Annotated in this window: 17 protein-coding genes; 3 read left to right on the top strand and 14 right to left on the bottom strand. The window is 67.3% G+C overall.

What is annotated here, in order from left to right:
- Positions 1–33 precede the first annotated feature (33 nt).
- Positions 34–1,524 (top strand): glucan biosynthesis protein, encoded by a 1,491-nt coding sequence (locus SJY41_RS12350; protein WP_380782100.1) that lies wholly within the window; start codon positions 34–36, stop codon positions 1,522–1,524.
- Complete coding sequence (gene mdoH, locus SJY41_RS12345; RefSeq protein WP_380782098.1) at positions 1,524–3,332, top strand: glucans biosynthesis glucosyltransferase MdoH; 1,809 nt, start codon at positions 1,524–1,526, stop codon at positions 3,330–3,332. The genes SJY41_RS12350 and mdoH overlap by 1 nt, the downstream gene beginning before the upstream one ends.
- A 26-nt stretch (positions 3,333–3,358) precedes the next feature.
- On the opposite strand, the gene SJY41_RS12340 is transcribed toward mdoH, so the two are convergent.
- The 13 genes from SJY41_RS12340 to SJY41_RS12280 form a co-directional block, all read right to left on the bottom strand.
- On the bottom strand, positions 3,359–4,858 hold the full coding sequence (locus SJY41_RS12340) for a DHA2 family efflux MFS transporter permease subunit (RefSeq protein WP_380782096.1): 1,500 nt from the start codon (positions 4,856–4,858) through the stop codon (positions 3,359–3,361).
- Complete coding sequence (locus tag SJY41_RS12335) at positions 4,855–6,270, bottom strand: efflux transporter outer membrane subunit (RefSeq protein WP_380784138.1); 1,416 nt, start codon at positions 6,268–6,270, stop codon at positions 4,855–4,857. The genes SJY41_RS12340 and SJY41_RS12335 overlap by 4 nt, the downstream gene beginning before the upstream one ends.
- Positions 6,270–7,202: a biotin/lipoyl-binding protein gene (locus SJY41_RS12330; RefSeq protein ID WP_380782094.1), complete on the bottom strand. Its 933-nt coding sequence runs from the start codon at positions 7,200–7,202 to the stop codon at positions 6,270–6,272. The genes SJY41_RS12335 and SJY41_RS12330 overlap by 1 nt, the downstream gene beginning before the upstream one ends.
- Positions 7,199–7,405 (bottom strand): DUF1656 domain-containing protein, encoded by a 207-nt coding sequence (locus tag SJY41_RS12325; RefSeq protein WP_380782093.1) that lies wholly within the window; start codon positions 7,403–7,405, stop codon positions 7,199–7,201. The genes SJY41_RS12330 and SJY41_RS12325 overlap by 4 nt, the downstream gene beginning before the upstream one ends.
- The gene (locus tag SJY41_RS12320; protein ID WP_380782091.1) at positions 7,402–9,456 is read right to left on the bottom strand and encodes an FUSC family protein; all 2,055 of its coding nucleotides are present in this window, start codon (positions 9,454–9,456) and stop codon (positions 7,402–7,404) included. The genes SJY41_RS12325 and SJY41_RS12320 overlap by 4 nt, the downstream gene beginning before the upstream one ends.
- Positions 9,453–9,905: a MarR family winged helix-turn-helix transcriptional regulator gene (locus SJY41_RS12315; protein ID WP_380782089.1), complete on the bottom strand. Its 453-nt coding sequence runs from the start codon at positions 9,903–9,905 to the stop codon at positions 9,453–9,455. The genes SJY41_RS12320 and SJY41_RS12315 overlap by 4 nt, the downstream gene beginning before the upstream one ends.
- A 227-nt stretch (positions 9,906–10,132) precedes the next feature.
- Positions 10,133–10,939, bottom strand: a complete 807-nt coding sequence (locus SJY41_RS12310; protein ID WP_380782087.1) for a TOBE domain-containing protein — start codon at positions 10,937–10,939, stop codon at positions 10,133–10,135.
- A 14-nt stretch (positions 10,940–10,953) separates the two neighbouring features.
- Positions 10,954–13,425, bottom strand: a complete 2,472-nt coding sequence (locus SJY41_RS12305) for a TonB-dependent receptor (RefSeq protein ID WP_380784137.1) — start codon at positions 13,423–13,425, stop codon at positions 10,954–10,956.
- Positions 13,426–13,638: 213 nt separating this feature from the next.
- Positions 13,639–14,298 carry a thymidylate kinase gene (locus tag SJY41_RS12300; protein WP_380782086.1) on the bottom strand — a complete coding sequence of 220 codons (660 nt, stop codon included), beginning with the start codon at positions 14,296–14,298 and terminating at the stop codon, positions 13,639–13,641.
- 290 nt (positions 14,299–14,588) lie between these two features.
- Positions 14,589–17,117, bottom strand: coding sequence for a bifunctional lysylphosphatidylglycerol flippase/synthetase MprF (gene mprF / locus SJY41_RS12295; protein ID WP_380782084.1), 2,529 nt, complete (start codon positions 17,115–17,117; stop codon positions 14,589–14,591).
- A gap of 5 nt (positions 17,118–17,122) precedes the next feature.
- On the bottom strand, positions 17,123–17,509 hold the full coding sequence (locus SJY41_RS12290; protein ID WP_380782082.1) for a DUF2147 domain-containing protein: 387 nt from the start codon (positions 17,507–17,509) through the stop codon (positions 17,123–17,125).
- Positions 17,510–17,519: 10 nt separating this feature from the next.
- Entirely contained in the window at positions 17,520–18,275 is a 756-nt protein-coding gene (locus SJY41_RS12285; RefSeq protein WP_380782080.1) for an AcvB/VirJ family lysyl-phosphatidylglycerol hydrolase, read from the bottom strand.
- A gap of 66 nt (positions 18,276–18,341) precedes the next feature.
- Positions 18,342–18,629: a chorismate mutase gene (locus SJY41_RS12280; protein ID WP_380782078.1), complete on the bottom strand. Its 288-nt coding sequence runs from the start codon at positions 18,627–18,629 to the stop codon at positions 18,342–18,344.
- Between the two features lie 120 nt (positions 18,630–18,749).
- Between SJY41_RS12280 and SJY41_RS12275 the strand changes: the two genes are divergently transcribed.
- Positions 18,750–19,778 carry a polyprenyl synthetase family protein gene (locus tag SJY41_RS12275; protein ID WP_380782076.1) on the top strand — a complete coding sequence of 343 codons (1,029 nt, stop codon included), beginning with the start codon at positions 18,750–18,752 and terminating at the stop codon, positions 19,776–19,778.
- 5 nt (positions 19,779–19,783) lie between these two features.
- Here the strand turns inward: SJY41_RS12275 and SJY41_RS12270 are convergent, their stop codons facing one another.
- Positions 19,784–21,301 carry a lipopolysaccharide biosynthesis protein gene (locus tag SJY41_RS12270; RefSeq protein ID WP_380782074.1) on the bottom strand — a complete coding sequence of 506 codons (1,518 nt, stop codon included), beginning with the start codon at positions 21,299–21,301 and terminating at the stop codon, positions 19,784–19,786.
- Positions 21,302–21,356: the final 55 nt, after the last annotated feature.

Raw genomic sequence — 21,356 nt, 5'->3', positions numbered from 1 at the left:
TTGCAGCATAATGACGACGAGGGAGCGCTCTGCATGATCGGTCGACGCGAAGTAGTTACCGCGCTGGGTCTGTTGGGTGTTCTCCCGCAGGCCGCCGCTGCGATGCGCACGGTGCCCGGCAAGGCCGAGCCGTTCTCGTGGGAGGCGCTGCAGGCGCGCGCCGCGACGCTCGCGACCAAGCCGTACAGCGCGCCCGCCAAGGTCGCCGCCGCCGAGGCGATCGATTACGACAAGGTCGGCAGCATCCGCTTCCGCGCGGACAAGACGCTCGCCGGCGGGATCCGCCTGTTCCCGCTCGGTCGCTATGCGCCGATGCCGGTAGCGATCAACGTCGTCGAGGCCGGTCAGGCGCGTCGCATCGAGTTCTCGCGCGACCTGTTCGAGGCCGAAGAAGGTCACGCCGCCGCGCTCGGCATCGCCGGTTTCCGGGCGATGGCGCCGGGCGGGACCAGCGACTGGATGGCGTTCCAGGGAGCCTCCTATTTCCGGACCGCCGGCGCGCAGGACCAATATGGCCTGTCCGCGCGCGGGCTTGCGATCAACACCGGGCTGCCCGGCCGCGAGGAATTTCCCGACTTCACCGAATTCTGGATCGAGCGGACCGGCGCGGACGCGTACACCATCTATGCGCTGATGGACGGCGCCAGCGTCACCGGCGCCTACCGCATCCAGTCGCGCCACGTCGCCGGCGCGGGCGTCGAGCAGCGGGTCTCGTCCGTGCTCAACGTCCGCCGCGACATCGAACGGCTCGGCATCGCGCCTGCGACGAGCATGTTCTGGTACGGCGAAGGCAACCGCGCCGCCGCGGTCGACTGGCGTCCCGAGATTCACGATTCGGACGGCCTCGCACTTTTCACCGGCACGGGCGAACGCATCTGGCGCCCGCTGAACAACCCGCCGCACGACACGCTCGACAGTTTTGTGGACCAGGCACCGAAAGGCTTTGGCCTGATCCAGCGCGATCGGAACTTCGATCATTACCAGGATGACGGCGCGTTCTACGACCGTCGCCCGAACCTCTGGATCGAGCCACAGGGCGATTGGGGCAAGGGCGCTGTGATGCTGTACGCCTTTCCGACCACAAGCGAGACGGTGGACAACATCGTCTCGTTCTGGATGCCCGCGGCGCCTGCAAAAGCAGGTCAGCGCCTGCAGTTCGACTATACGCTCAGCTGGACATCGACCGACCCGACGGTCGCAGCCGCAGCGCACGTCGTGGACTGCTGGCAGGGCATCGCCGGCAGACCGGGCGCCGAACCGGTGAAGGGCGCGCGCAAAATCGTCGTTGATTTCGTCGGCGAAGGTTTGGCCGGGCTCGACCGGCAGAGCGGCGTTAGCGCAAAGATCGACGTGGTTCGCGGCAAGGTGCTGGCGAACGCCGCCTATCCCGTTGTCGGCCAGAAAAACCGCTGGCGGGTTACGGCAGACGTCGCTCCGGACGCGCAGGGCCCTGCCGACGTCAGGCTGTTCCTCACGCGCAGTAATCGAGCCCTCAGCGAAACCGTCCTGACGCCGGTCTTCTGATGTCGGCGCTCCCTGCCATGATGCCCGGCGAGACGCCGATCGCAATGCCGGCACAACGGTTCGACGGCCCGCCTCCACCATGGTCCGCGCCGGAACCGGGGCCCGGCAGGGTCGTGTCGTCGGACGATATGCTCGCACGCCGGATCATCCTGGTGCTGATGACCGGCCTGCTGGCCACCGCAGCGTCGTCGTCGATGCAGGAGACGCTCCTGTCCGACGGATTCAGTCTGTGGGACGGAATGCTGTTGATGCTGTTCTTCCCGTTGTTCGCCTGGATCGCGTTCGGATTCATGAACGCGGCAATCGGCTTCGCATTGTTGATCAGCGGGAGTCATCCAGGCTTCGTGCCGACGCCGCGCCAGTCGGAGCCGCTCGGGGGGCGCACCGCGATCCTGATGCCGGTGCACAACGAGGACATCGACGCGGTGTTCGAGCGGATCGCGTGGATGGCACGCGCAATCGCCGATGGCGGGGTCGCCGACCGGTTCGACTTCTTCATCCTGAGCGACTCCAGCGATGCGGCGGAAGTAACCGAGGTCGCGGCATGGGCGGCGCTGGCACCAACGCTCGACTGCGCGCTCTATTACCGTCGGCGCACCGTGAACGTCGGTCGCAAACCCGGCAATGTCGCAGAGTGGATCCGGCGGTTCGGCGGTGGCTATCGCTACATGCTGATGCTCGATGCGGACAGCCTGATGGGCGGCAACACGATCATCGGCATGGCGCAGGTGCTCGAACGGCGGCCGGCGGTGGCGCTGCTCCAGACCGTGCCCGCGGTCATCAACGGCGTGACGTTCTTTCAACGCTGGATGCAGTTCGCCAGCCGCCTCTACGGCCCGATCTCCACCGCCGGCCTGGTCTGGTGGTCGGGCTCGGAAGCGACCTTCTGGGGACACAACGCGCTGATCCGGATCGAGGCGTTTGCGTCGAGCTGCGGTCTGCCGGACCTCCCCGGTCGCGCGCCGTTCGGTGGCGTGATCATGAGCCACGACATGGTCGAGGCGGCGTTGCTCCGACGGCGCGGCTGGCGCGTGCACATGCTGATGACCGAAGAGACGTTCGAGGAATATCCGCCGACGCTGATCGACGCCGCGGTGCGCGATCGGCGCTGGGCGCAGGGGAATATCCAGCATCTGAGCTTGCTCGGCGCGTCCGGCTTCCACTGGATCAACCGGCTGCAATTGCTGATGGGGGCCTCGGCATTCATCACCTCGCCCGTATGGCTGCTGATGATCGCGACGAGCGTGATGCAGGCGCTGATCGGCGAGACGAACATGCTCGAGGCGCAAACCTCGCTACAGGTGTTGACCGTCACGCTGTTGCTGCTGTTCGGGCCCAAGATTCTCAGCGTGATCTGGGCAATGTCGAACGCCGAGCGGCGGGCGGGCTTTGGCGGACGGCGCGGGATCGTGCGATCGGTGCTGGTGGACGTCCCGTTCTCCATGCTGTCCGCGCCGGTGATCGCGTTGACGCAGACGATCGATCTCGCTGGCATCCTGGTGGGGCGGAAGTCCGGCTGGGCGCCTCAGAACCGCGACGCGCACGGGTTGTCGCTGCGGGACGTCATGCCGCGCTATCGGTGGCATGTAGGGGTGGGTGTCGCGTTGCTGTTCGTCACGCCGTTCGCGCCGATCACGGCGGCGTGGCTCGCACCGGTGACGCTGGGTTTTCTGCTCAGTCCGGTCCTCGCGATGCTGACGGCCAGTGAGAAGGCGGGGCGCTGGGCATTGTCGCGCGGCATGTTCGTCGAGCCAGGCGAGCATGTGTCGGTGCTTTCGCGCCCGTCATTACCGGCCCATGGCGGCTGAGAATTCGCCCTGGGCAGGCGCGGCTATCAGGACCGGTGGCCGCTCAGGTCCGCGCCCGCTTCCACCGCGAACCGGCGGTTCCAGATGGTTGCCGATGCCGACACCGCCGTCACGACCAAAAACGCCAGCGTGAAGTCCGCCAGCGCAGGACGCGTGCTCCCCGTTCCAAGCATCCCGACATGCAGCGATGCGGCGCCGACGCAGATGCCGAGCGACAGCATAAGCTGCTGGAACGTGGCGTAGAAGCTCGTCGCGCTGCTCATCCGCGACGACGGAATCTCGTCATACGCGATCGTGTTGTAGGCCGAGAACTGGAACGACATGAAGAAGCCCGAGACCATCAGCACGCCGAAGATCGCCGGGATCGGCCAATCGGGACGAAATAGCCCGGCAACCGCATAGCCCGAACTCGCACAGAGACCGCCGACGATCAGGCTGTTCCGAAACCCGAAACGCTTGAGCACACGCGGGGCGAGACCCTTCATGGCCAACGATCCGATCGCGCCTGCAATGGTAATCGCCCCGCTCGCCGCCGCCGTCATGCCGAAGCCCAACTGCAGCATCATCGGCAGCAGGAACGGCTGCGCGCCCTGCGTGATGCGGGTCAGCGATCCGCCGATCACCGATAGGCGAAACGTCGGAATACGCATCAGCGACAGGTCGAGGATCGGGTCGCTGCGGTGCTTCGCATGGCGGATATACGCAACGCCCGCGACCAGCCCGACCGCGATCAGCAGAATCGCGCGCGTCAGTTCGCCGGTCCGGCTGGTCATCTCGAAGCCGAACAACAGGCAGCCGAGCGACACGCCCGACAGGATGAAGCCGGGGACGTCGAACTTCGCCGGTTTGTCCTCACGCACCTCGCCGATGTAGCGCGTCACCAGCACCACCCCGAGCAGGCCGATCGGCACGTTGAGGTAGAAGATCCAGCGCCAGTCGAGATACGTGACGATCGCACCGCCGACCGGGGGCCCCAGGATCGGACCGATCAGCGCCGGCATGATCAGCCACGACATCGCCTGGACGAGGTCCTCCTTCGCGACGCTGCGCAGGAGGACGAGGCGGCCGATCGGGATCATCATCGCGCCGCCGAGCCCTTGCAGGAAGCGCGCGCCCATCATGAACGGCAGGCTGGTCGCCTGACCACAGAGCATCGATCCACCGACGAAGATCAGGATCGCCGCGCGGAATATGGTGCGCGAGCCGAACTTGTCGGCGAGCCGGCCGCTGGCGGGAATGAAGATCGCGAGCGCCAGCAGATACGAGGTCAGCGCCGAACTCATGCTGGTCGCCGGCACGCCGAAATCGCGCGCCATCGTCGGCAGTGCGGTCGCCAGCACCGTCGAGTCCATCTGCTCCATGAACAACGCGCAGGCGATGATCAGCGCCGTGATGCGGTAGTTGCGCGGCGTATGAATGGGCGCGCCGATATCACGGGCAACGCGCGATATGGTATCGGCGGCGGGCATGATGCCGTCGCGGATCTCGCTGTTGATCGACGCGAGCCCGCGCCGGCGCAACCTCATGCCTGCCACCCCCCGCCAAGCGCCTTGAACACGTCGACCTGGCGATCGATCAGCAGCGCGTCGGACGCGGCAAGGTTCGCCTGCGCCGTCGTCAGCGCAGCCTGCGCGGTCAGCAGCGACAGGAAGTCGGTGCGGCCGAAGCGGTAGAGCGTACCGGCCTGGTTGGCGGCGGTCGCAGCGCTCGCCTGCGCGCGGGAGAGGGCGGCGTTGCGATCGCCTTCGCGGGCATAGGCGGACAGCGCGGTCTCGGTCTGGCGGAGTGCCTCGAGCGTGGTCGAGTCGAACTGCGCGAGGGCCTGATCGGCCGTCGCGCCGGCCTGTGCGATCTGCGCACGGACGACGATCCGGTTGGGGAAGCTCCAGCTGATCAGTGGCCCGAGCCCGATGTGAAACGCGTTACCGGAGCCGAGCGACGAGGCCGGTCCGGTGAACCCGGCCGAGCCGCCTAGGCTGACTTGCGGATAAAGGTTAGCGGTCGCCACCCCGATTCGTGCGGTCGCGGCGGCGAGCGTGCGTTCTGCGCCGCGAATGTCAGGGCGGCGGCGGATCAACGCGCTGCCGTCGCCGATCGGCAGCGGGCGGGAGAGGGTGGGCGGCTTCGCGCAGGCAGCCACGTCCTTCGGGTAGTCGGCAGGTGCGCGGCCCATCAGCGTGGCGAGCCGGTACAGCGCGGCGGTGCGCGTCGCGATCTGCGCGGGAATCAACGCTTCGCTCTGGTCGACGGCGGTCCTGGCGCGTGTCACGTCGAACGCCGTGCCGCGCCCGCCGCGTTGCAGTCGCTGCGTTACGCCGAGCGTCTGGCGTTGCAGCGCGAGCACGCGGTTGTTGGCAGCAAGCACCATGTTGGCGGTACACGCGGCGGCATAGCTGCGCGCGGTCTCGGCCGCGACGGTCACGCGGACATTGTCGCGTGCGGCGGCGACCGCCCCGGCGTCGCCCTGTGCAGCTTCGATCCCGCGGCGGATCCGGCCGGACAGGTCGAGCGGGTAGGCGAGCGAGATGCCGAGATTGTAATCGAGCGTGCCGGGAAGGTTGCCGCCGGACGTATAGGGCCGGTCGACCGACGTACCGCCGGACAACGCGGTCGACAGGGTGCGACCCGCCGCGACTTCGGCGACCACCGCATCGGCACGCCGCAAATTGGCGTCGGCCGCGCGCAGGTCGGTGTTGGCGGCAAGCGCCTCGGTCACGAACCCGTCGAGCCGCGCGTCGCCATAGAGCTGCCACCAATGGTCCGGCAGCGGGGCGTCGACGAACGCCGTCTCGCTGCCGCTGTCGAACTTGCCCTGCGCAGACGGTATGTTCACGGCAGCCCGATCGGGCAGCGCGTAGTTCGGACCGGCCGTGGTGCACGCGGCGAGGATGAGCGATAGCAGTGCGATCGGCGCTGCCCTGCTCGCAATCCGGCGCATCACGTCGCCGCCCCTGGCTGAACCACCCCTGGCTGAGCCACCCCCGGCTGAGCCACCCTTGGCTCGACCGTCACGGTCGCGGTGCGGCCGACGATCAGCGACACGCCCTTGGGCACCTGCACCAGCTTCACGCGCACCGGAATGCGCTGCGCGAGGCGGACCCAGTTGAACGTCGGGTTGACGTTGGGCAGCAGGTTGGTCGTATTGGTCCGCTCGCTGTCGTTGATACCGGCGGCAATGCTGTCGACCCGCCCGTGCAGTGCGCGCGGTTCGCCCATCAGGTGGACGATCACCGGGTCGCCGAGATGGATGGCGCCAAGCTTGGTTTCCTCGAAATAGCCTTCGACGCGGAGCGAATCGGTGTCGACCAGCGCCATCGCCTGCGCGCCCATCGCGATGTAATCGCCCGGGTGGAGATCGAGGTTGGTGACGATCCCGTGCACGGTCGCGCGCACCGTCGTGCGCGCAAGGTTCAGCGCGGCCGTCGAGCGTGCGCTCTGCGCTTGGGCGAGCGCGGCCGACGCGGTGGCGACACGTGCGACGTTCTGCTCGTGCGTTTCCTTCGCCACCAGATCGCCGAGCGCCAGATCGCGCTGCGCCTCGCGCCGCGCCTGCAACAGCGTCGCACGGGCGCTCGCGATCGACGCGTCGGACTGCGCCAGCGTGAGTTCGAACCGCGGGCGATCGACCACGAACAAGATGTCGCCGGGCTTCACGGCCTGGTTGTCGTGGACAGCCACCTGCGTGACGAGGCCAGCGACGTCGGGCGTCACGCGGACGATGTCGGCGCGGATATGCCCGTCGCGCGTCCACGGGTCCGTCTCGTACCGGCGCCACAGCCACAGCGCGACCAGCACCGCGAGCGCGACGATGATCAGGGTGACGGCGGATCGGCCGAGCGGGGCGAGCAAGGACTTGAGACGGGGGTTCATGCGGAAGGTCCGGTGAGCAGGGCGAGCAGCCCGAGGATGAGGAAGAACAACGCGAGGTCGACGAGCGGTCGATACGTTACCGCTCGATAGGCGCCGGCGAACGCGAGCAGTCGCGTGGCAATGGCGGTAAGAACGACTGCGGCGACCGCGAGCAGCAGGATACTCGGCAGGTAAACGCCGCCGATCGAGATTTCGCCGGTCATGCCGCCACTCCGGAAATGAGCCCATAGGCTGGCGCTGCGGGGAACAGGTTGCGGCGCAGCGAGGTCAACGCGAGCACGCCGGTGCGGCGACGATCGGGCGTGCTGGCGGCGAAACGGGCCATCGCCGCGTCGATCCCGGCGAGCAGGTCGGGTTCGGGCGGTACGGGCTCGTTGGGCCGAAGCGCACGGTAATGCGCGCCGATCCCGCGCAGTACGGGGGCGATCATCGTCGCCTCGTCCGTGCTGCCATCCAGCCGCATCTGCCGCAGCTCGCCGACCGAAACGCCGACGCGCAGATCGGTCAGCGCATCAAGCAGCGGCTTGCCCGGATCCTCGCCCTGGAGCGCGAGGCGGGGGGCGAGCAGGCCGATCCGGTCGAGCATCCGCGCGACCCAGGCCTGTGCATCGGGGCGGCCGGGGGCCTCCGCGCGCTGTGCCAGTTCGCGCCAGCCTGCGCGAATCAGCCGCCGCGCGCTGGTGTCCGCGCCGATCGTCTGGAACAACCCGACGGTCACGACCGCGAACAACGTGCCGACCAACTGCGAGATGCCACCGTTGAGGAACGTGTCGAAACCACCGCCGTACCGGTCGTTGAGCCCCACCGTGTTGAGCCCGCCGAGGAGCGCGCCGAGCGTCACGAGCATCGTCCCCGGTCGGGAGAGAAATACCCCCCCGATCAGCATCGCCGGGGCCAGCACCGCCGCCAGCGTCACGAAATCGGTCACGCGCGGCAGAATCGCGAAGGCATAAAACGCCGCGACGGCCAGGCCGAGGATCGTGCCGTAGAAGAACGCCATGATCGCTGGCGCCGGGTCGTCACTGTTGCCGAACAGCGCGCAGCACACGCCCGCGATCAGCACCGCGCCTGCGCCATCAGCCCAGCCGGTGCCGATCCAGAACATGCAACCGAGCAGGATAGTCGCGATCGTGCCTGCAGCGGCTCTTAGCGCGATGCCGCGGTCACGGTGCAGCGGCCGCTTGGCGGTGCGGGCGAGCAACCCGGCCACCGCAGGCGTCACCGGCGTGCGCGACGGCGACCGCATCTGATCGCGCAGGTCGCGCGCATTGCGGTGCGCGTCGATCAGTTCGGCGAGCCGCGCCAGCAGGCTGAGGCGCAACGCGTCGCGCCAGAGCAGCGTGTCGTCGACCGCCGGCTCCAGCGCCCGCGCACGTGCGATCAGCGCGTCGGCGGTGTCGCCGCGTTCGGCCAACGGCTGAGGAGCGCGTAGCCACTCCCGGACGTCCTCGATCAACGTGAGCGCCTCGGGCCGGGGCGCGTCGGCGCCGCGCAACAGCTCGACGATGCGGTCGTCGACCGCGCTCGCCAGCGGCAACAGCATCGACAGCTCGGCCTGCAAGGCGCGCAACGTGCGGACGCGCGGCAGGAGCCGCGCGGTGTCGAACGGCAGGTGGATGGACAGCTGATGCAGCTCGTTAATGTCGAGCGCGAGCCGTCGCCGATCGCGGTCGAGTGCAGCATCCGACGCGCCCGCCAGCGAGTCGCGCGACCAGCGCTCGGCATCGCTGAGAATCGCATCGATCCGCGTGAGCAGCGTCGCGGTTACCGTCTGCGGGAACACGAAGCCGTGGACGAGGCTCCCGCACAGGATGCCGATCGTGATCTCCTGCACGCGAAGCGCCGCAGTCGTGAAGATCGCATCAGGGGCCGCGACCGACGGAAAGCCGATGATGCTGGCGGTATAGCCCGCCAGCAGGAACACGTACGCGCGCGGCGTACGGTCGAGCAGCGAGATGTACAGGCACAGGCCGAGCCACAGCGCGAGGCTCAGCGACAGGAGTTCGGGGGCGTTGACCAGGTTGGGCACCAGGACCACCGCCGCGGCAGCGCCGAGCACCGTACCCAGGACGCGGAACACCGCCTTCGACAGCACCGCGCCTGCCAGCGGTTGCGCCACGATATACGACGTCGTCACCGCCCAATAGGGTCGGGTAAGGCCGATCCGTAGCGCAATATAATAAGCGAGCAGCGCCGCGATCAGGCATTTGACCGAGAAGAGCGCCTCCTTCGCACCGAACCGTGTGAGGCTCATCGCGCGCGATCCGCCATGAATCGCGCGCCGAGCCGTTCGGCGACGCACAAGGCGGTCGCGAGATCCTCGTCGGGAACATCGTCGAGCATCGCGTGCCGTAGCGTACCGAACTTCGCCTCGATCGTCGTCACCAACGCCCGGCCGTGCGGCGTTAGTCGAATGCGGCTGACGCGCGCATCGGCGGGATCGCGGCGGCGCTCGACCAGGTCGGCGGCCACCATCTGGTCGATCGAGCGGACCAAAGATGCACCGGTGACGTCGAGTTCGTTCGCGAGATCGGTCTGGCGGACATCGTCGCCGAGCCGCCCGACCTGGACCAGCGCCCAGCCGACCGACGCCGACACGTTCATGTCGCTGAGCGCACGATCCGCCGCCTGCCGCCACAACCGCGCGAGCGGCAGGAGGGTGCGGGCGTAGGACGACTCGAGGATTGCACGGGGGGAAGTCATTAGCGTGCTAAGTAATGACGTTCGTCGATGCTGCAATGCGGAATCGGGGGGTGGCGGAGAAAATTTCCGAAAATCCGCGAACTTTTTCCGAAGCCGTATGCACCACCCCCGCGAAGGCCGGGACCCAAGTGGAAAGGTCGAGGTAACGGAGGACCGGCCTCAGTTCGCGACGTCTCCCAATTGGGCCCCGGCCTTCGCCGGGGTGGTGTCGGGTTGGGTGAACGGCGCTACTCGACCGCCAGGATCACATGGCTCGCCTTGATCAACGCCAGCGCCCGCGTGCCGATCTGCAGGTCCAGCGCCTCCGCACTCTCCCGCGTCAACGTCGCGGTCAGCGTCTTGCCCAGCGTCAGCTCCAGCGTCACCTCGCTGGAGATCGCGCCGTCCTCCCGCGCGATCACGGTCCCCGCGAGCGTGTTGCGCGCCGACGTCCGCAGGCTCTCGTCACCGCGCGCGAGGATCACGAAGCTCGATTTGATCAACGCGAGCGCCGTCGCGCCCGGCACCAGCCCGAGATCCTCGGCACTGCCGCGCGTGATGGTCGCGACGATCTCCACGCCGTCGGCAACCGCCAGCGTCACCTCGGCATCGATCGTCCCCGGCGTCACCCGTGACACCGTACCCCGCAACACGTTGCGTGCGCTGGTCTTCATCCCGATTCCCCATAGCAGCGGCTTCAACGACAGCCCGTTCGACACGCTCGCCTCGATCCGCGCCATTGCGCTGGCGAGTTCGGCTTCGGCGACCGCATAGCCGTCGAGCACGGCGATGCCCGCCTCGGTGATCGGACTCGCGCCGCCGTCCTTGCCGCCCGCGGCGGGCAGCACGAGCGGGCGGTCGAACAGGTTGTTCATCACCTGCACCGCGTCCCACGCCGCCTTGTAGCTCAGCCCCACGACCTTGGCCGCGCTGGTGATCGAGCCGCCGTCGCGGATCGCGCGGAGCAGCGCGATCCGGTCGGCGCCGACGCGGCCGGTCTGGTCCTTGGCGAGCAGGATCGTGGCATGGAGGGCAGGGTCCGGCGGTAGCGTCATGGCCCCCCTCATAGCTACTGGCGGATGCGGAAGGTAAGCCCGATCGTGCGAGGGTCGCTCGGCGTGGCGAGGATGAGACCCGAATTGCCCGCCTGGATCGTCACGTTCTGGATGTAGTCCTTGTTGAGCAGGTTGCGTGAGAACACAGCGAGCTCCCAGCCCTCCTTCGAGCGGAAGCCGATGCTGCCGTTGACGATCGTATAGCCCTGGATGACCGTGAACGCCGACCCCGAGGGATCGCCGAACTGGCGGGTGCGCGTGTTCGAATCGACATGGACGAAGCCGCTGCCGATGTCCGCGATCGGCTGGTTGTAGTCCGCGCCGAGCGTGTACGACCAGCGCGGCAGGCTCGACAGTCGCTGACCCGAAAGGTCGCAGAACGCGGCGGTGTTGAAGATCCGCTCGATCGGGCAGGGCGCCGCCGGGTAGGAATTGAACTTCCCATCGGCATAGGCGACGCTCCCGCGCAGCGACAGGTTGCGCGTCACGAGCGCGGTCGCGTCCGCCTCGAAGCCGCGGACCGTCACCTTCGGGATGTTGGCGAGATACGTGCGCAATGCCGCGGCGGCGCGGGTGTCGGTGACGTTCGTCTGGAAATCAGTGACGCGCGTATAATAGCCGTCGACGTTGAAGATCAGGTGGTTGTCGAACAACTGCGTCTTCAATCCGACTTCGTACGCGGTATTCTTCTCGGGGCGCACCACGGCAGTACCGATCGCAGGCAGGTTCTGGTCGTTCAGCGGCAGGCCGGACATGTTGATCCCGCCCGACTTCTCGCCGCGCGCGTAGCTGACATAAGCGAGGATGCCATTTGTCGCCTGGTAGGCGATGTTGGCGCGGCCGGTCAGCGCACCGTCCTTGTCGCTGGCGGCGTAGTTCTGGCCGCGCAGGATCGACAGCTTGGCGGCGTTCAGTGCGGCGTTGGTGGTCTGGAGGCCGCCGAAGGTGAAGGTGTCGTACGTGCCCTCCTTCTCCTCATAGGTGTAGCGCAGGCCGCCGGTCAGCGTCAGGCGATCGACCGGCTTCCAGTTGACCTCGCCGAACGCTGCATAGCTGTCCGACCGGAAATCGGTGCGGCCGTCGGTGCCGTAGCCGTCGAGCAGGTTGCTCGGGACGGCGGTGGCGGGAAGCGCGGGGCTGCCGACGGGAACCGGAGTCGTGGTCGTCGTGCCGATCAGGTATCGGGCGGCGGCGGGGCCGTAGATCGAGATTGGCCGGCCGATCACCCGCTGACGGAAGAAATACAGTCCGCCGACATAGCTCAATTTGTGGTCGCCGTTCGAGGCGAGGCGCAATTCCTGGCTATACTGGTCCTGACGCGACGGGATGTGCTGTTCGATCTGGATCGGGATGCTGGTGTAGTCGCGGTCGTTCGCCGCATCCCAGTTCCAGAACCGCCATGCGCTGACCGACGTGAGCGTGGCGCCGCCGAGGTTCCAGTCCGCGATCACGCCGACGCCGCCCTCGTTCGTGTCGACGCCGAGCGCCGCGTCGATATCGGTCTTGCGGTCGTACGGATTGGTGCTGGGCGGTGCGTAGTTGAACTGCGCGGCGAGGCCCGTCGGGCCGCCGAACTGACGCGTGGCGGTGCGGAATACAGCGCCGCTGGCACCGCTCGTCGGGCGGGTGGCGACGTTGTAATAGACCTGCGTGCAGCAGTTGCTCTGGAAGTTGGTGAAGTCGGCGCTGACCTTCACCTGGAACACTTCCGAAGGCCGGAACAGCAGCTGGCCGCGGATCGCCTGGTTGCCGATGGTGTTCTGGTCGCGACCGGTGACGACGTTGTCGATCACGCCGTCGCGGCGCGTGCTGACCACCGACACGCGGCCGGCGAGCGTATCGCCGATGATCGGCCCGGAGACGGCGCCCTTTACCTGCAGGAAATTGTAGCTCGCATAGCTGATCTCGGCCTCACCCTCGGTCGTGAAGGTCGGCGCGCGCGTCGTGATGTTGATCGCGCCGGCGGTCGAGTTCTTGCCGAACAACGTGCCCTGCGGCCCGCGGAGTACCTCGACCTGCTCGATGTCGCTGAAGTCGAACGCGGCGGTGGCGGGGCGCGCGTGATAGACCTGGTCGACATAAAAACCGACGCCCGGCTCAAGCCCGTCATTCGCCTGGCTGACCGCGACGACGCTGCTGCCGAGACCGCGGATCGTGAACGCGGTGTTGCGCGGGTTCGCCGAGCTGTAGTTCAGCGCAGGGACGAGCTGCGACAGCTGCTGCGTGTTCACGGTGTAAGACCGGTCGAGCAGGGCGCCACCGACGACCGACAGCGAGCCTGGGATCTTCTGCGCGTTTTCCGCGCGGCGGCGGGCGGTGACGATCACCTCCATCGAGGTATCCGCCTCGCTGCTCGGCTGAGCAATGCTGCCCTCCGTGCGCGTCTGTTCCGGATTGGCTGCGCTGGTCTGTGCCTGAGCGATCGTCGGCAGGCATGCCGATGCCAGCAGCACGGCGCTCAGCCGCCCGAAATCACGTCCGCGCATTGTCATCACCCCTTCGTTATATAGTCGAGCTACATAACGAGAAGTTTTGAAACGAATAGGGGGATTTGTGACACACGCGCGCACGCGCAACCGTACACCACCCCGGCGGAGGCCGGGGCCCAAATGGGGGACGACGCTTGGCGGGCGTCTCACGCCGTTACTGCGACCTCTCCAATTGGGCCCCGGCCTTCGCCGGGGTGGAGGGCAGCGGCGTCAGGCAAGGAGGGCGACGATCTCCGCCGCGATCTCTGCGGGCAAGCGCGACGCGCCGTCAGTTACCGTCGACACCGTCGCCCAGCGGCCCAGCAACCCGGCCGTGGCCATCGCCGCGTAGTTCGTCCGGACCCGGTCCTGCAGCCCGGTATCCGCCTCGTACGCGTCGAACGCATCGTCGGTGTAGGACCGCTTGCGCTTCTTCAGGATCAGCCCGCGGGCGATCGCGGCGGGGGTGTCGAGATACACCGACAGATCGGGCTTCGGCAGCGCGAACGAGCCCGTCTCCAGGTCGGCGATCCACGCCATCATCGCGTCAGCCTCGTCAGCGGGCACCTGCGCCGCCTGATACGCCATGTTCGACGCGATATAGCGGTCGAATACCACGACCTCGTTCGCTGCCATCGTCGCCATCAGATGGCCATGCGACTCCATCCGGTCGAGCGCGTACAGCACTGCCGCGGCCTTCGGCGACGTGCCACGCGGCAAGGTCCCCGCCAGCATCGCGCCCAGCGCCCAGCCACCGACCGTTTCGGTATAGCGGGGGAACGACACGACGTCGGCGGTGCGGCCTGCGGCGCGCAGTTGCTCGACCACCAACGCCGAGGCGGTCGCCTTGCCCGCGCCGTCGGCGCCTTCGATTGCCAGGAGGAAGCTCATGGGAGAGCCCTAGGACAGTTCGATATTCGGTTTAAAGCACTCTTCGTCATGCCGGACTGGTTCCGGCATCCACGGTGGCGCGAAATCGGCAGGATCTGGTGCGCGGATCGGTGGTCCCCGGAACCGGTTGGCGCGTATTCTTTCTAAGGGCGAGCCACCAATTCGCGGCGGCACACCCTTCCTTGTTCTCCCGCGAAGGCGGGAGCCCAGGCTGGATCCCCGCCTTCGCGGGGAAACAGGCTTGCTTGCCCGCCGACTGGTTCCGGATGAACAATTGCGTCGGCCAAGCCTTACCGGCTCACCAAAGCCTGCAAATCGATCAGCCCGCGTAGCAGCGACGTGCCGCCCGGCGAGGCGATGTAGCGCGGCGTCCAGTTTGGGCGAAACTTCTCCTTGTACGCGCGCAGGCCGGCAAACCCGTAGAAGCGCTCGCCGTGGCGGAACAGGAACGCCGCCACCTTCGACCAGGTCGGCGACAGACGCCGCGCCTCGATCCCCGACAGCGGCGCCATACCGAGCGAGAAATTGCGATAGCCGTGCTCGTGCCCCCACAGCATCAACCGCGTGAACAGGAAGTCCATGCCCCCCTGCGGCATCGATTCGGCGTGGCGCATCAGGTCGACCGACAATTCCTGGCCGTTCGGGGTCGCCCAGATATTGGCGAAGGCGACGATCCGTCCCTCGATCCGTACCACCGCGCAGTCGAACTTCGCCATGTATTCGGGCTCGAACCGGCCGACGCTGAAGCTCTTCTCGGCGTGATCCTTGTCGGCGAGCCACCAGTCGGAGATCGCCTGCAATTCGGGCAGGATCGCGGGCATGTCGGCAGCGGGAACGACCGCGAATTCTGCGCCAGCACGTTCGGCGACGCGGCTCGCCTTGCGCACGCTGCGCATGTCGGGCGTGTCGAGCGTGAAGCGGTCGAGTTCGACCGTCGCCTCCTCGCCGTATTTGACGAGCTTCAGTCCCATCTCGATCGCGATCGGTACAATCCTGAGGCCGATCTGGTACAGCAGCAGCCGTCCTTGCGCGGCGTCGGCACGCGCGCGGATCGCCCAGAGCAGTTCGGACCACGCCTCGCTCGGCCCGACCGGATCGCCGAGCACGATCCAGCTCGCGCCCTTCACCTGGTACATCAGGAACGCGTCGCCGCTGTCCGACACGAGGAAGCGCTTGTCGCCGGTGAAGGCGAGCATCGCGTCGGTGCGGTCGGCATGTGCCAGCGCCGCCTTCGCAACGTCATCGGGCAGCACGTCGTGGACCATCGGCACCGGCGCCGCCGCGAACAGCCGCCAGATCGCCGCGCCGATCAGCAACAGCCCGACCGCGAGGCTGGTGCGCAGAAAGCGCGAGGCGTTGGCGTTGGTCTCGAACTGCCACCAAAGGTCGCTCGAATAGCCGACGCGGCGATAGGCGAAGAACCCGATCAGCACCGACAGGCCGATGGCGGCACCGACGCCGACCAGCCATTCGGGCGACAGCGGCTCGGCGGTCAGCCGCGTCCGCCGGTAGAACGCCGCGCGCGTCCATTGCAGCGCGGCCGCGGTCAGCAACAGGATCGTCGCCTCCTCGTAATCGAGGCCCTTGGCGATCGACAGCAGCGCGCCCGCCACCAGCAACGTCCGTGCCGCCCAGAACGCGCCGTCGAGCCGCCGGTACAGCCCGAGGGCCACCAGCAACAGCATGACGCCGACGAGGCTCGCCGCGACGTGCGCCATCTCGCTGATCGGCAGCGGCAGGATCGTCGCCAGCGTATCCATGCGGCCGGGCGCGGCGGGCAGCGCGCCCGAAACGAGCAGCATCGCGCCGCTCATGAACACGAGCACACCGAGCAGGAGCGGCGCGAGCGGGAGCGCGATCGTCAGCGGACCCGCCCCGCGCCCTCGCCACTGCCGACCTTCGTGAAACGCCATCAACACCGCCGCCAGGATCAGCGGCGCGACGTAATAGATGATGCGGTAGGTGAGCAGGGCGGCGAGGATCGTCGCATTGTCCTGCGGCATCGTCGCGATGATCACCGCCTCGAACACGCCCAGCCCGCCCGGCACATGGCTGATCAACGCGACGACGATCGCCACCGCATAGCCGAGGAACAGTACCGGATAAAGTTCGGGCGACGCGTTCGGCAGCAGCACGAACAGCGCCGCGCTGGCCGCCGCCAGGTCGACAGTGGAAACCAGCACCAGCGCCAGCGCCTGCTGCCAGTTGGGCAACGGCAACCGCCAGCCGAACAACCCGAGCGATCCGCCGCGCCGGTACCGCAGCACGATCCCGACCATCGCCAGCGGGATCGCGATGCCGATGCACCGCTCCAGCAGCGGCGGCATCGTCCATTTGACGATCGGCAGCATGCCGGGATGGATTGCCATCGACAGGCACGCGACGGTGATCACGCCCGCCCAGAACGTTACCCCCGCGATCAGGACGACGCGCGCCACCGCCGCCTCGTCGAGTCCCGCGCGGCTGTAGACACGGTAGCGCGCCGAGCCACCGGTCAGCATCGCCAGCCCGAGATTGTGGCTGATCGTATAGCTCGTGAACGACGCCACCGCGGCCGTTCGCCAGCGCAAGGGGTGGCCGATCACCTGCAGCGCGATCGTATCGTAGAAGGTCAGCGCGATGTAACTGATCACGGTCAGCCCGATCGACACCGACAGCTGCGGCCAGCCGAGCGCTGCAAACGCTGCACGTACCTCGGAAAGACGGATCTCGGCGGTCAATTTGTGGATCGCCGCGAATCCCAGCACCGCCAAGACCAGCACCGCCAACGCGATCAGCATCCCGCGTCGATGGACGATCCAGTCGCGTATCCGGCTCACGGGCATCAACCGCGATGCCAGATCTGCGATTTGCAGAGGAAGCCGCCGATCAGGCACCCCTTCACCGAGATCGTGTTGGCGTCGACGAGCATCAGCGTCGATCCAAACGTGCGCCCCATGTCGGGGACGAAGATCTGCCCCGACCATTTGCCGCGACCGCTCCGCCGATAATCGCGCAGCAGTGCGGTCCCGATCAGTTTGGGAGTGCCGCCATCGCGGGCATCGGCCTGCGCCTCGTTGGTCGCGCGAACCACCCAGCCGCACAATCTGTCGCCGCACGCACCCGTCTTCACCGCCACACTGTTCTTCGGATTGTGCCAGATGCCCTCGACCGACGAGGCCGGGGCGGGACTGGTCGCGGCCATAGCGAGCGCCATCAATGCGGGAATCATCGATCGATCCTTAATGCGCGAATATGAATTGCGAGACCGTAGCGTAAAGCGCGTCGGCATCACGGTGAAGCGGATGTCCCCCTGGCAAAGCCATGATCCGGGCATTGGGCTGCTTCAGCAGCGGACACAAGCTGTCGGCTTCCTCGCTACCGTGAATGCACAGCAGAGGCGCCCAGGTAAGTTGCCGTGCGCTGGGCGTCGCAGCGAAGGTCGGCGTCCAGTAATCGAAAATCTCGTTCGGCGATGCGCGGAACTGCACGGTGTTCTCGGGCACGATCAGCACGACTTTCGCCACGTTCGCGCGCAGCCTCGCGGGCAGGTCGACCAGCCCGACATGGAGCATGTCTGCGCCAAACGACAGGCCGATCAGCACGACGCGGTCGGTATGCCCCAACCGTAACGCGCGCTGTTCGGCGCGCGCGATCAGGGCCGTGATCTCCGCGGGCGTTCTGGTCCGCCGCAGGTAGGTGAGCATGTTGACGCCGACCACCGGCACACCGTCCGCTGCCAGCCGCGCCGCGATGTCGGGACCGATGCCGGCGTTGAAGCCGATGTCGCTCGACAGGACGACGACGGCAAAGCGCGCGCGGGCGGAAGGGGTCCGGGTCGGTACGTCGGTGAACAGCGGTCCGCCGAAATAGCCGAGCCAGGCCATGAAAACCACAGCCGCCACTATCGCCGCCGCCAAGCCGGTCACAATGCGACGAACACCCCTCATCGGACGCCGCTTGCGCCAGTCCGGATGATCGACAGGTGGAGGCGGCATGACGTTTTCGTCACGGATCGTCTCACGCACCACCTCGCGTCCAACCAAGGCGACGAATCTGCCTTCTCAATCGTGGTCGTGCGCGAGCCGTTCATGGTGTCGGATCACTTCGTCGATGATGAAGCGCAGGAACTTTTCCGAGAATTCGGGATCCAGTTGTGCGTCCGACGCGAGTTGTCGCAACCGGGCGATCTGGCGCTCCTCGCGTCCCGGGTCGGCGGGGGGCAGGCCATGCGTCGCCTTGTGCCGCCCGACCGCCTGCGTCACCTTGAAGCGCTCGGCGAGCATGTGGATCAGTGCCGCATCGATATTGTCGATACTCTGGCGGTATCCGTTCAGCAGTTCGTCTGCCATCCACGCACCCTTTCGTTGGTTCGCGTGCCTTTTGTGAGGATGCGCGATCGGGGGCAAGGGGGTCGGCAAGACCCAGCAAGGGTTGCTTTGCAAGGCGGTAAGCGTCAGAGGCTCGGGCAGATGAGCGCCACCGTCCACCGCCTCGACCCCCTTCGTCCCAATCCCGAGTCACAGCCCTCGCTGGACCCGATGGTCAGGCTCGTGACCAGCGATATGGAGCAGGTCAACGCGGTCATCGTCGGGCGCATGCGGTCCGAGATTCCTTTGATCCCCGAACTCGCCGGGCACCTGATCGCCGGCGGCGGCAAGCGGATGCGGCCGATGCTGACGCTCGCGAGCGCACGGCTCATCGATTACACCGGATCGCAGCATCACCTGCTCGCCGCCGCGGTCGAGTTCATCCACACCGCGACGCTGCTCCACGACGACGTCGTCGACGGTTCGGACCTGCGCCGCGGCAAGCGCACCGCCAACATCATCTGGGGGAACCCCGCCAGCGTGCTGGTCGGCGACTTCCTGTTCAGCCGCAGCTTCGAACTGATGGTCGAGGCCGGCAGCCTCAAGGCGCTGAAGATCCTGTCCTCGACCAGCGCGGTCATCGCCGAGGGCGAGGTCAATCAGCTTACCGCCGCGCGCCGGGTCGATCTCGGCGAGGAACGCTATCTCGATATCATCGGCGCGAAGACGGCTGCGTTGTTCGCCGCCGCCTGCCGGATCGCGGCAGTGGTCGCCGATCGTCCGGACGCCGAGGAAGCTGCGCTCGACGCGTATGGCCGCAACCTCGGCATCGCGTTCCAGCTGGTCGACGATGCGATCGATTATGTCTCGGACGCGGATACGATGGGCAAGGACGCCGGCGACGATTTCCGCGAGGGCAAGATGACGCTCCCGGTGATCCTGGCCTATGCGAGAGGATCAGCCGAGGATCGCGCGTTCTGGAAGGACGCGGTCGAAGGTCGACGCGATAGCGACTCCGACCTGCAGCACGCGATCCGCCTGATCCGCTCGACCCGCGCGATCGACGACACGTTCGCCCGGGCCCGCCATTACGGTCAGCGCGCGATCGACTCGATCGGCGGTTTCGCCGATGGCGACGCCAAGGACGCCATGATCGAAGCCGTCGAATTCGCGGTCGCCCGCGCGTACTGATCGTTTCAGCGGATCGGCGATCCTGCATTGGGCAGCATGGCCTCGCTGACAGGCGGCGATTTGCCGAACAGGGCGCGGTCTGCGGGGCCGAATGCGTATTTCCACAGGATGTAGAGATAGGTGGCCGCGATCGCTGGCTCGCCGATCGCAAGTTCGACCCACTCGTAGCGCTTGGGCAGGGCGGTAAACGCGCCGCCCACGACGATCGCCGCGACCGCCGCCCAGATCAGCGGCCACCGCCAGGGTGACACGCTTGCGCCGAGCAGATGGCCGAGCAGCTTGGCCTTGATCACGGACGTCAGCGCGACGGACAGCATCAGCGCGATCGCCGGACCCGCCGCCTGATAGTTGACCGGGTAGCCGAGCTTGCGGATCGCGAAGATCAGCGCGAAGCTCAGTCCGATCTGGAACGCCAGCATCGCTGCCGAGATCATCAGGTTGCGGTGCCGGGCGATGTAGACGAGCGCAGATTCGCTAACGGCCCCTGTCGAGGCGAGAACTTCGGCGGTCAGCAGGAACGCGAGCGCGGCGGTGCCGGCGACGAACTGCGGGCCGACCACGCCCATCACCGCTTCGCCGGGGATCGAGCCCATCAGCGCAAGGCCGCCTTGTGCCGCCATGATCCAGAACGCGACCTGGCGGACCTGGTTGGCGATTGCCGTGCGGTCGTTGATCGCGAGACTGTGGGTGATGACGGGACCGAGGATCGGGTCGAAGCTGGTCTTGAGCTTCTGCGGCAGGCTCGCGACCTGCTGAGCCATATAGTAGATGCCGACGACCTTGGGCTCGAACATCACGCCGAGGATGAAGCGGTCGACGTTGCGGCTGCCCCATTCGAGGATGTCGGCACCGGCGAGCGGCACGTTGGCGCGAGCGAGCGCATACAATGGACGGAGCTGGGGTTTCCAGCCGCGCGGGATGCCGTAGCTGCGCAGGAACGGCACGAGGCTGGCGATCAGCGCCGCGGTCATCGACGCGACGTAGCTGAGCACGAGGCCGTCGCGGATCGTGAAATAGGAGAAGGCCCAGGCCGCGATCGAGATCGTCCACGGCTCGACCACGGCGCGCGCGGTGACGGCGGCCTTGACGTTAAGACGGTAGGCGAGCGCGGCGAGGCTGACGTCGGACCAGGCGATCGCGACGATGATCAGCGGCAGGAACCGGTCGAGCCCGGTGATCGCGCTGTTCGGATACATGATCTGCGGGAAGGTGCAGAGCACCGCACTGGCGATGAGCGAGGCGACGAACGCGACTGCCATCGCATCCCACACGACACAGCCATGCGGGCGTTCGGCGCTGCTGAGCGCCTGGGCGAGGCCGCGCTTCAGGCCGAGCGTGGCGAGCAAGGCTGCGAGTTCGACGACCACGACCGCGATCGCGAAGCGGCCGACGAGGTCAGGGCCGTAGATCCGCCCGGCGATGAACAGGAACGGGATGCGCGCGGCGAGGCGGAGGACGAAGCCCGCGATGTTGGTCCGACCACCCTTGGCGAGCGTGTCGATATCCTGCGTGGCCTCGGTCACGCTGCCGCGCCGTTCGCGGGTCGCGCCGCGGCAAAGCCGCGTCGTCGGTCGGAGC

It is taken from the genome of Sphingomonas sp. R86520, from assembly GCF_042466285.1.
In the GTDB taxonomy this organism is placed as follows: Bacteria; Pseudomonadota; Alphaproteobacteria; order Sphingomonadales; family Sphingomonadaceae; genus Sphingomonas.
The sequence above is the reverse complement of the archived record's forward strand: the minus strand, read 5'-3'. Positions and strand labels throughout refer to the sequence as shown.

Excerpts from the sequence above, each read along its gene's own strand:
- SJY41_RS12300 (WP_380782086.1), bottom strand. The coding sequence starts at position 14,298 with ATGAGCTTCCTCCTGGCAATCGAAGGCGCCGACGGCGCGGGCAAGGCG.
- SJY41_RS12330 (WP_380782094.1), bottom strand. The coding sequence starts at position 7,202 with ATGAACCCCCGTCTCAAGTCCTTGCTCGCCCCGCTCGGCCGATCCGCC.
- SJY41_RS12340 (WP_380782096.1), bottom strand. The coding sequence starts at position 4,858 with ATGAGGTTGCGCCGGCGCGGGCTCGCGTCGATCAACAGCGAGATCCGC.
- SJY41_RS12350 (WP_380782100.1), top strand. The coding sequence starts at position 34 with ATGATCGGTCGACGCGAAGTAGTTACCGCGCTGGGTCTGTTGGGTGTT.
- mdoH (WP_380782098.1), top strand. The coding sequence starts at position 1,524 with ATGTCGGCGCTCCCTGCCATGATGCCCGGCGAGACGCCGATCGCAATG.
- SJY41_RS12315 (WP_380782089.1), bottom strand. The coding sequence starts at position 9,905 with ATGACTTCCCCCCGTGCAATCCTCGAGTCGTCCTACGCCCGCACCCTC.
- SJY41_RS12320 (WP_380782091.1), bottom strand. The coding sequence starts at position 9,456 with ATGAGCCTCACACGGTTCGGTGCGAAGGAGGCGCTCTTCTCGGTCAAA.
- SJY41_RS12310 (WP_380782087.1), bottom strand. The coding sequence starts at position 10,939 with ATGACGCTACCGCCGGACCCTGCCCTCCATGCCACGATCCTGCTCGCC.
- SJY41_RS12290 (WP_380782082.1), bottom strand. The coding sequence starts at position 17,509 with ATGATTCCCGCATTGATGGCGCTCGCTATGGCCGCGACCAGTCCCGCC.
- SJY41_RS12335 (WP_380784138.1), bottom strand. The coding sequence starts at position 6,270 with ATGCGCCGGATTGCGAGCAGGGCAGCGCCGATCGCACTGCTATCGCTC.
- SJY41_RS12285 (WP_380782080.1), bottom strand. The coding sequence starts at position 18,275 with ATGCCGCCTCCACCTGTCGATCATCCGGACTGGCGCAAGCGGCGTCCG.
- SJY41_RS12280 (WP_380782078.1), bottom strand. The coding sequence starts at position 18,629 with ATGGCAGACGAACTGCTGAACGGATACCGCCAGAGTATCGACAATATC.
- SJY41_RS12305 (WP_380784137.1), bottom strand. The coding sequence starts at position 13,425 with ATGCGCGGACGTGATTTCGGGCGGCTGAGCGCCGTGCTGCTGGCATCG.
- SJY41_RS12325 (WP_380782093.1), bottom strand. The coding sequence starts at position 7,405 with ATGACCGGCGAAATCTCGATCGGCGGCGTTTACCTGCCGAGTATCCTG.
- SJY41_RS12275 (WP_380782076.1), top strand. The coding sequence starts at position 18,750 with ATGAGCGCCACCGTCCACCGCCTCGACCCCCTTCGTCCCAATCCCGAG.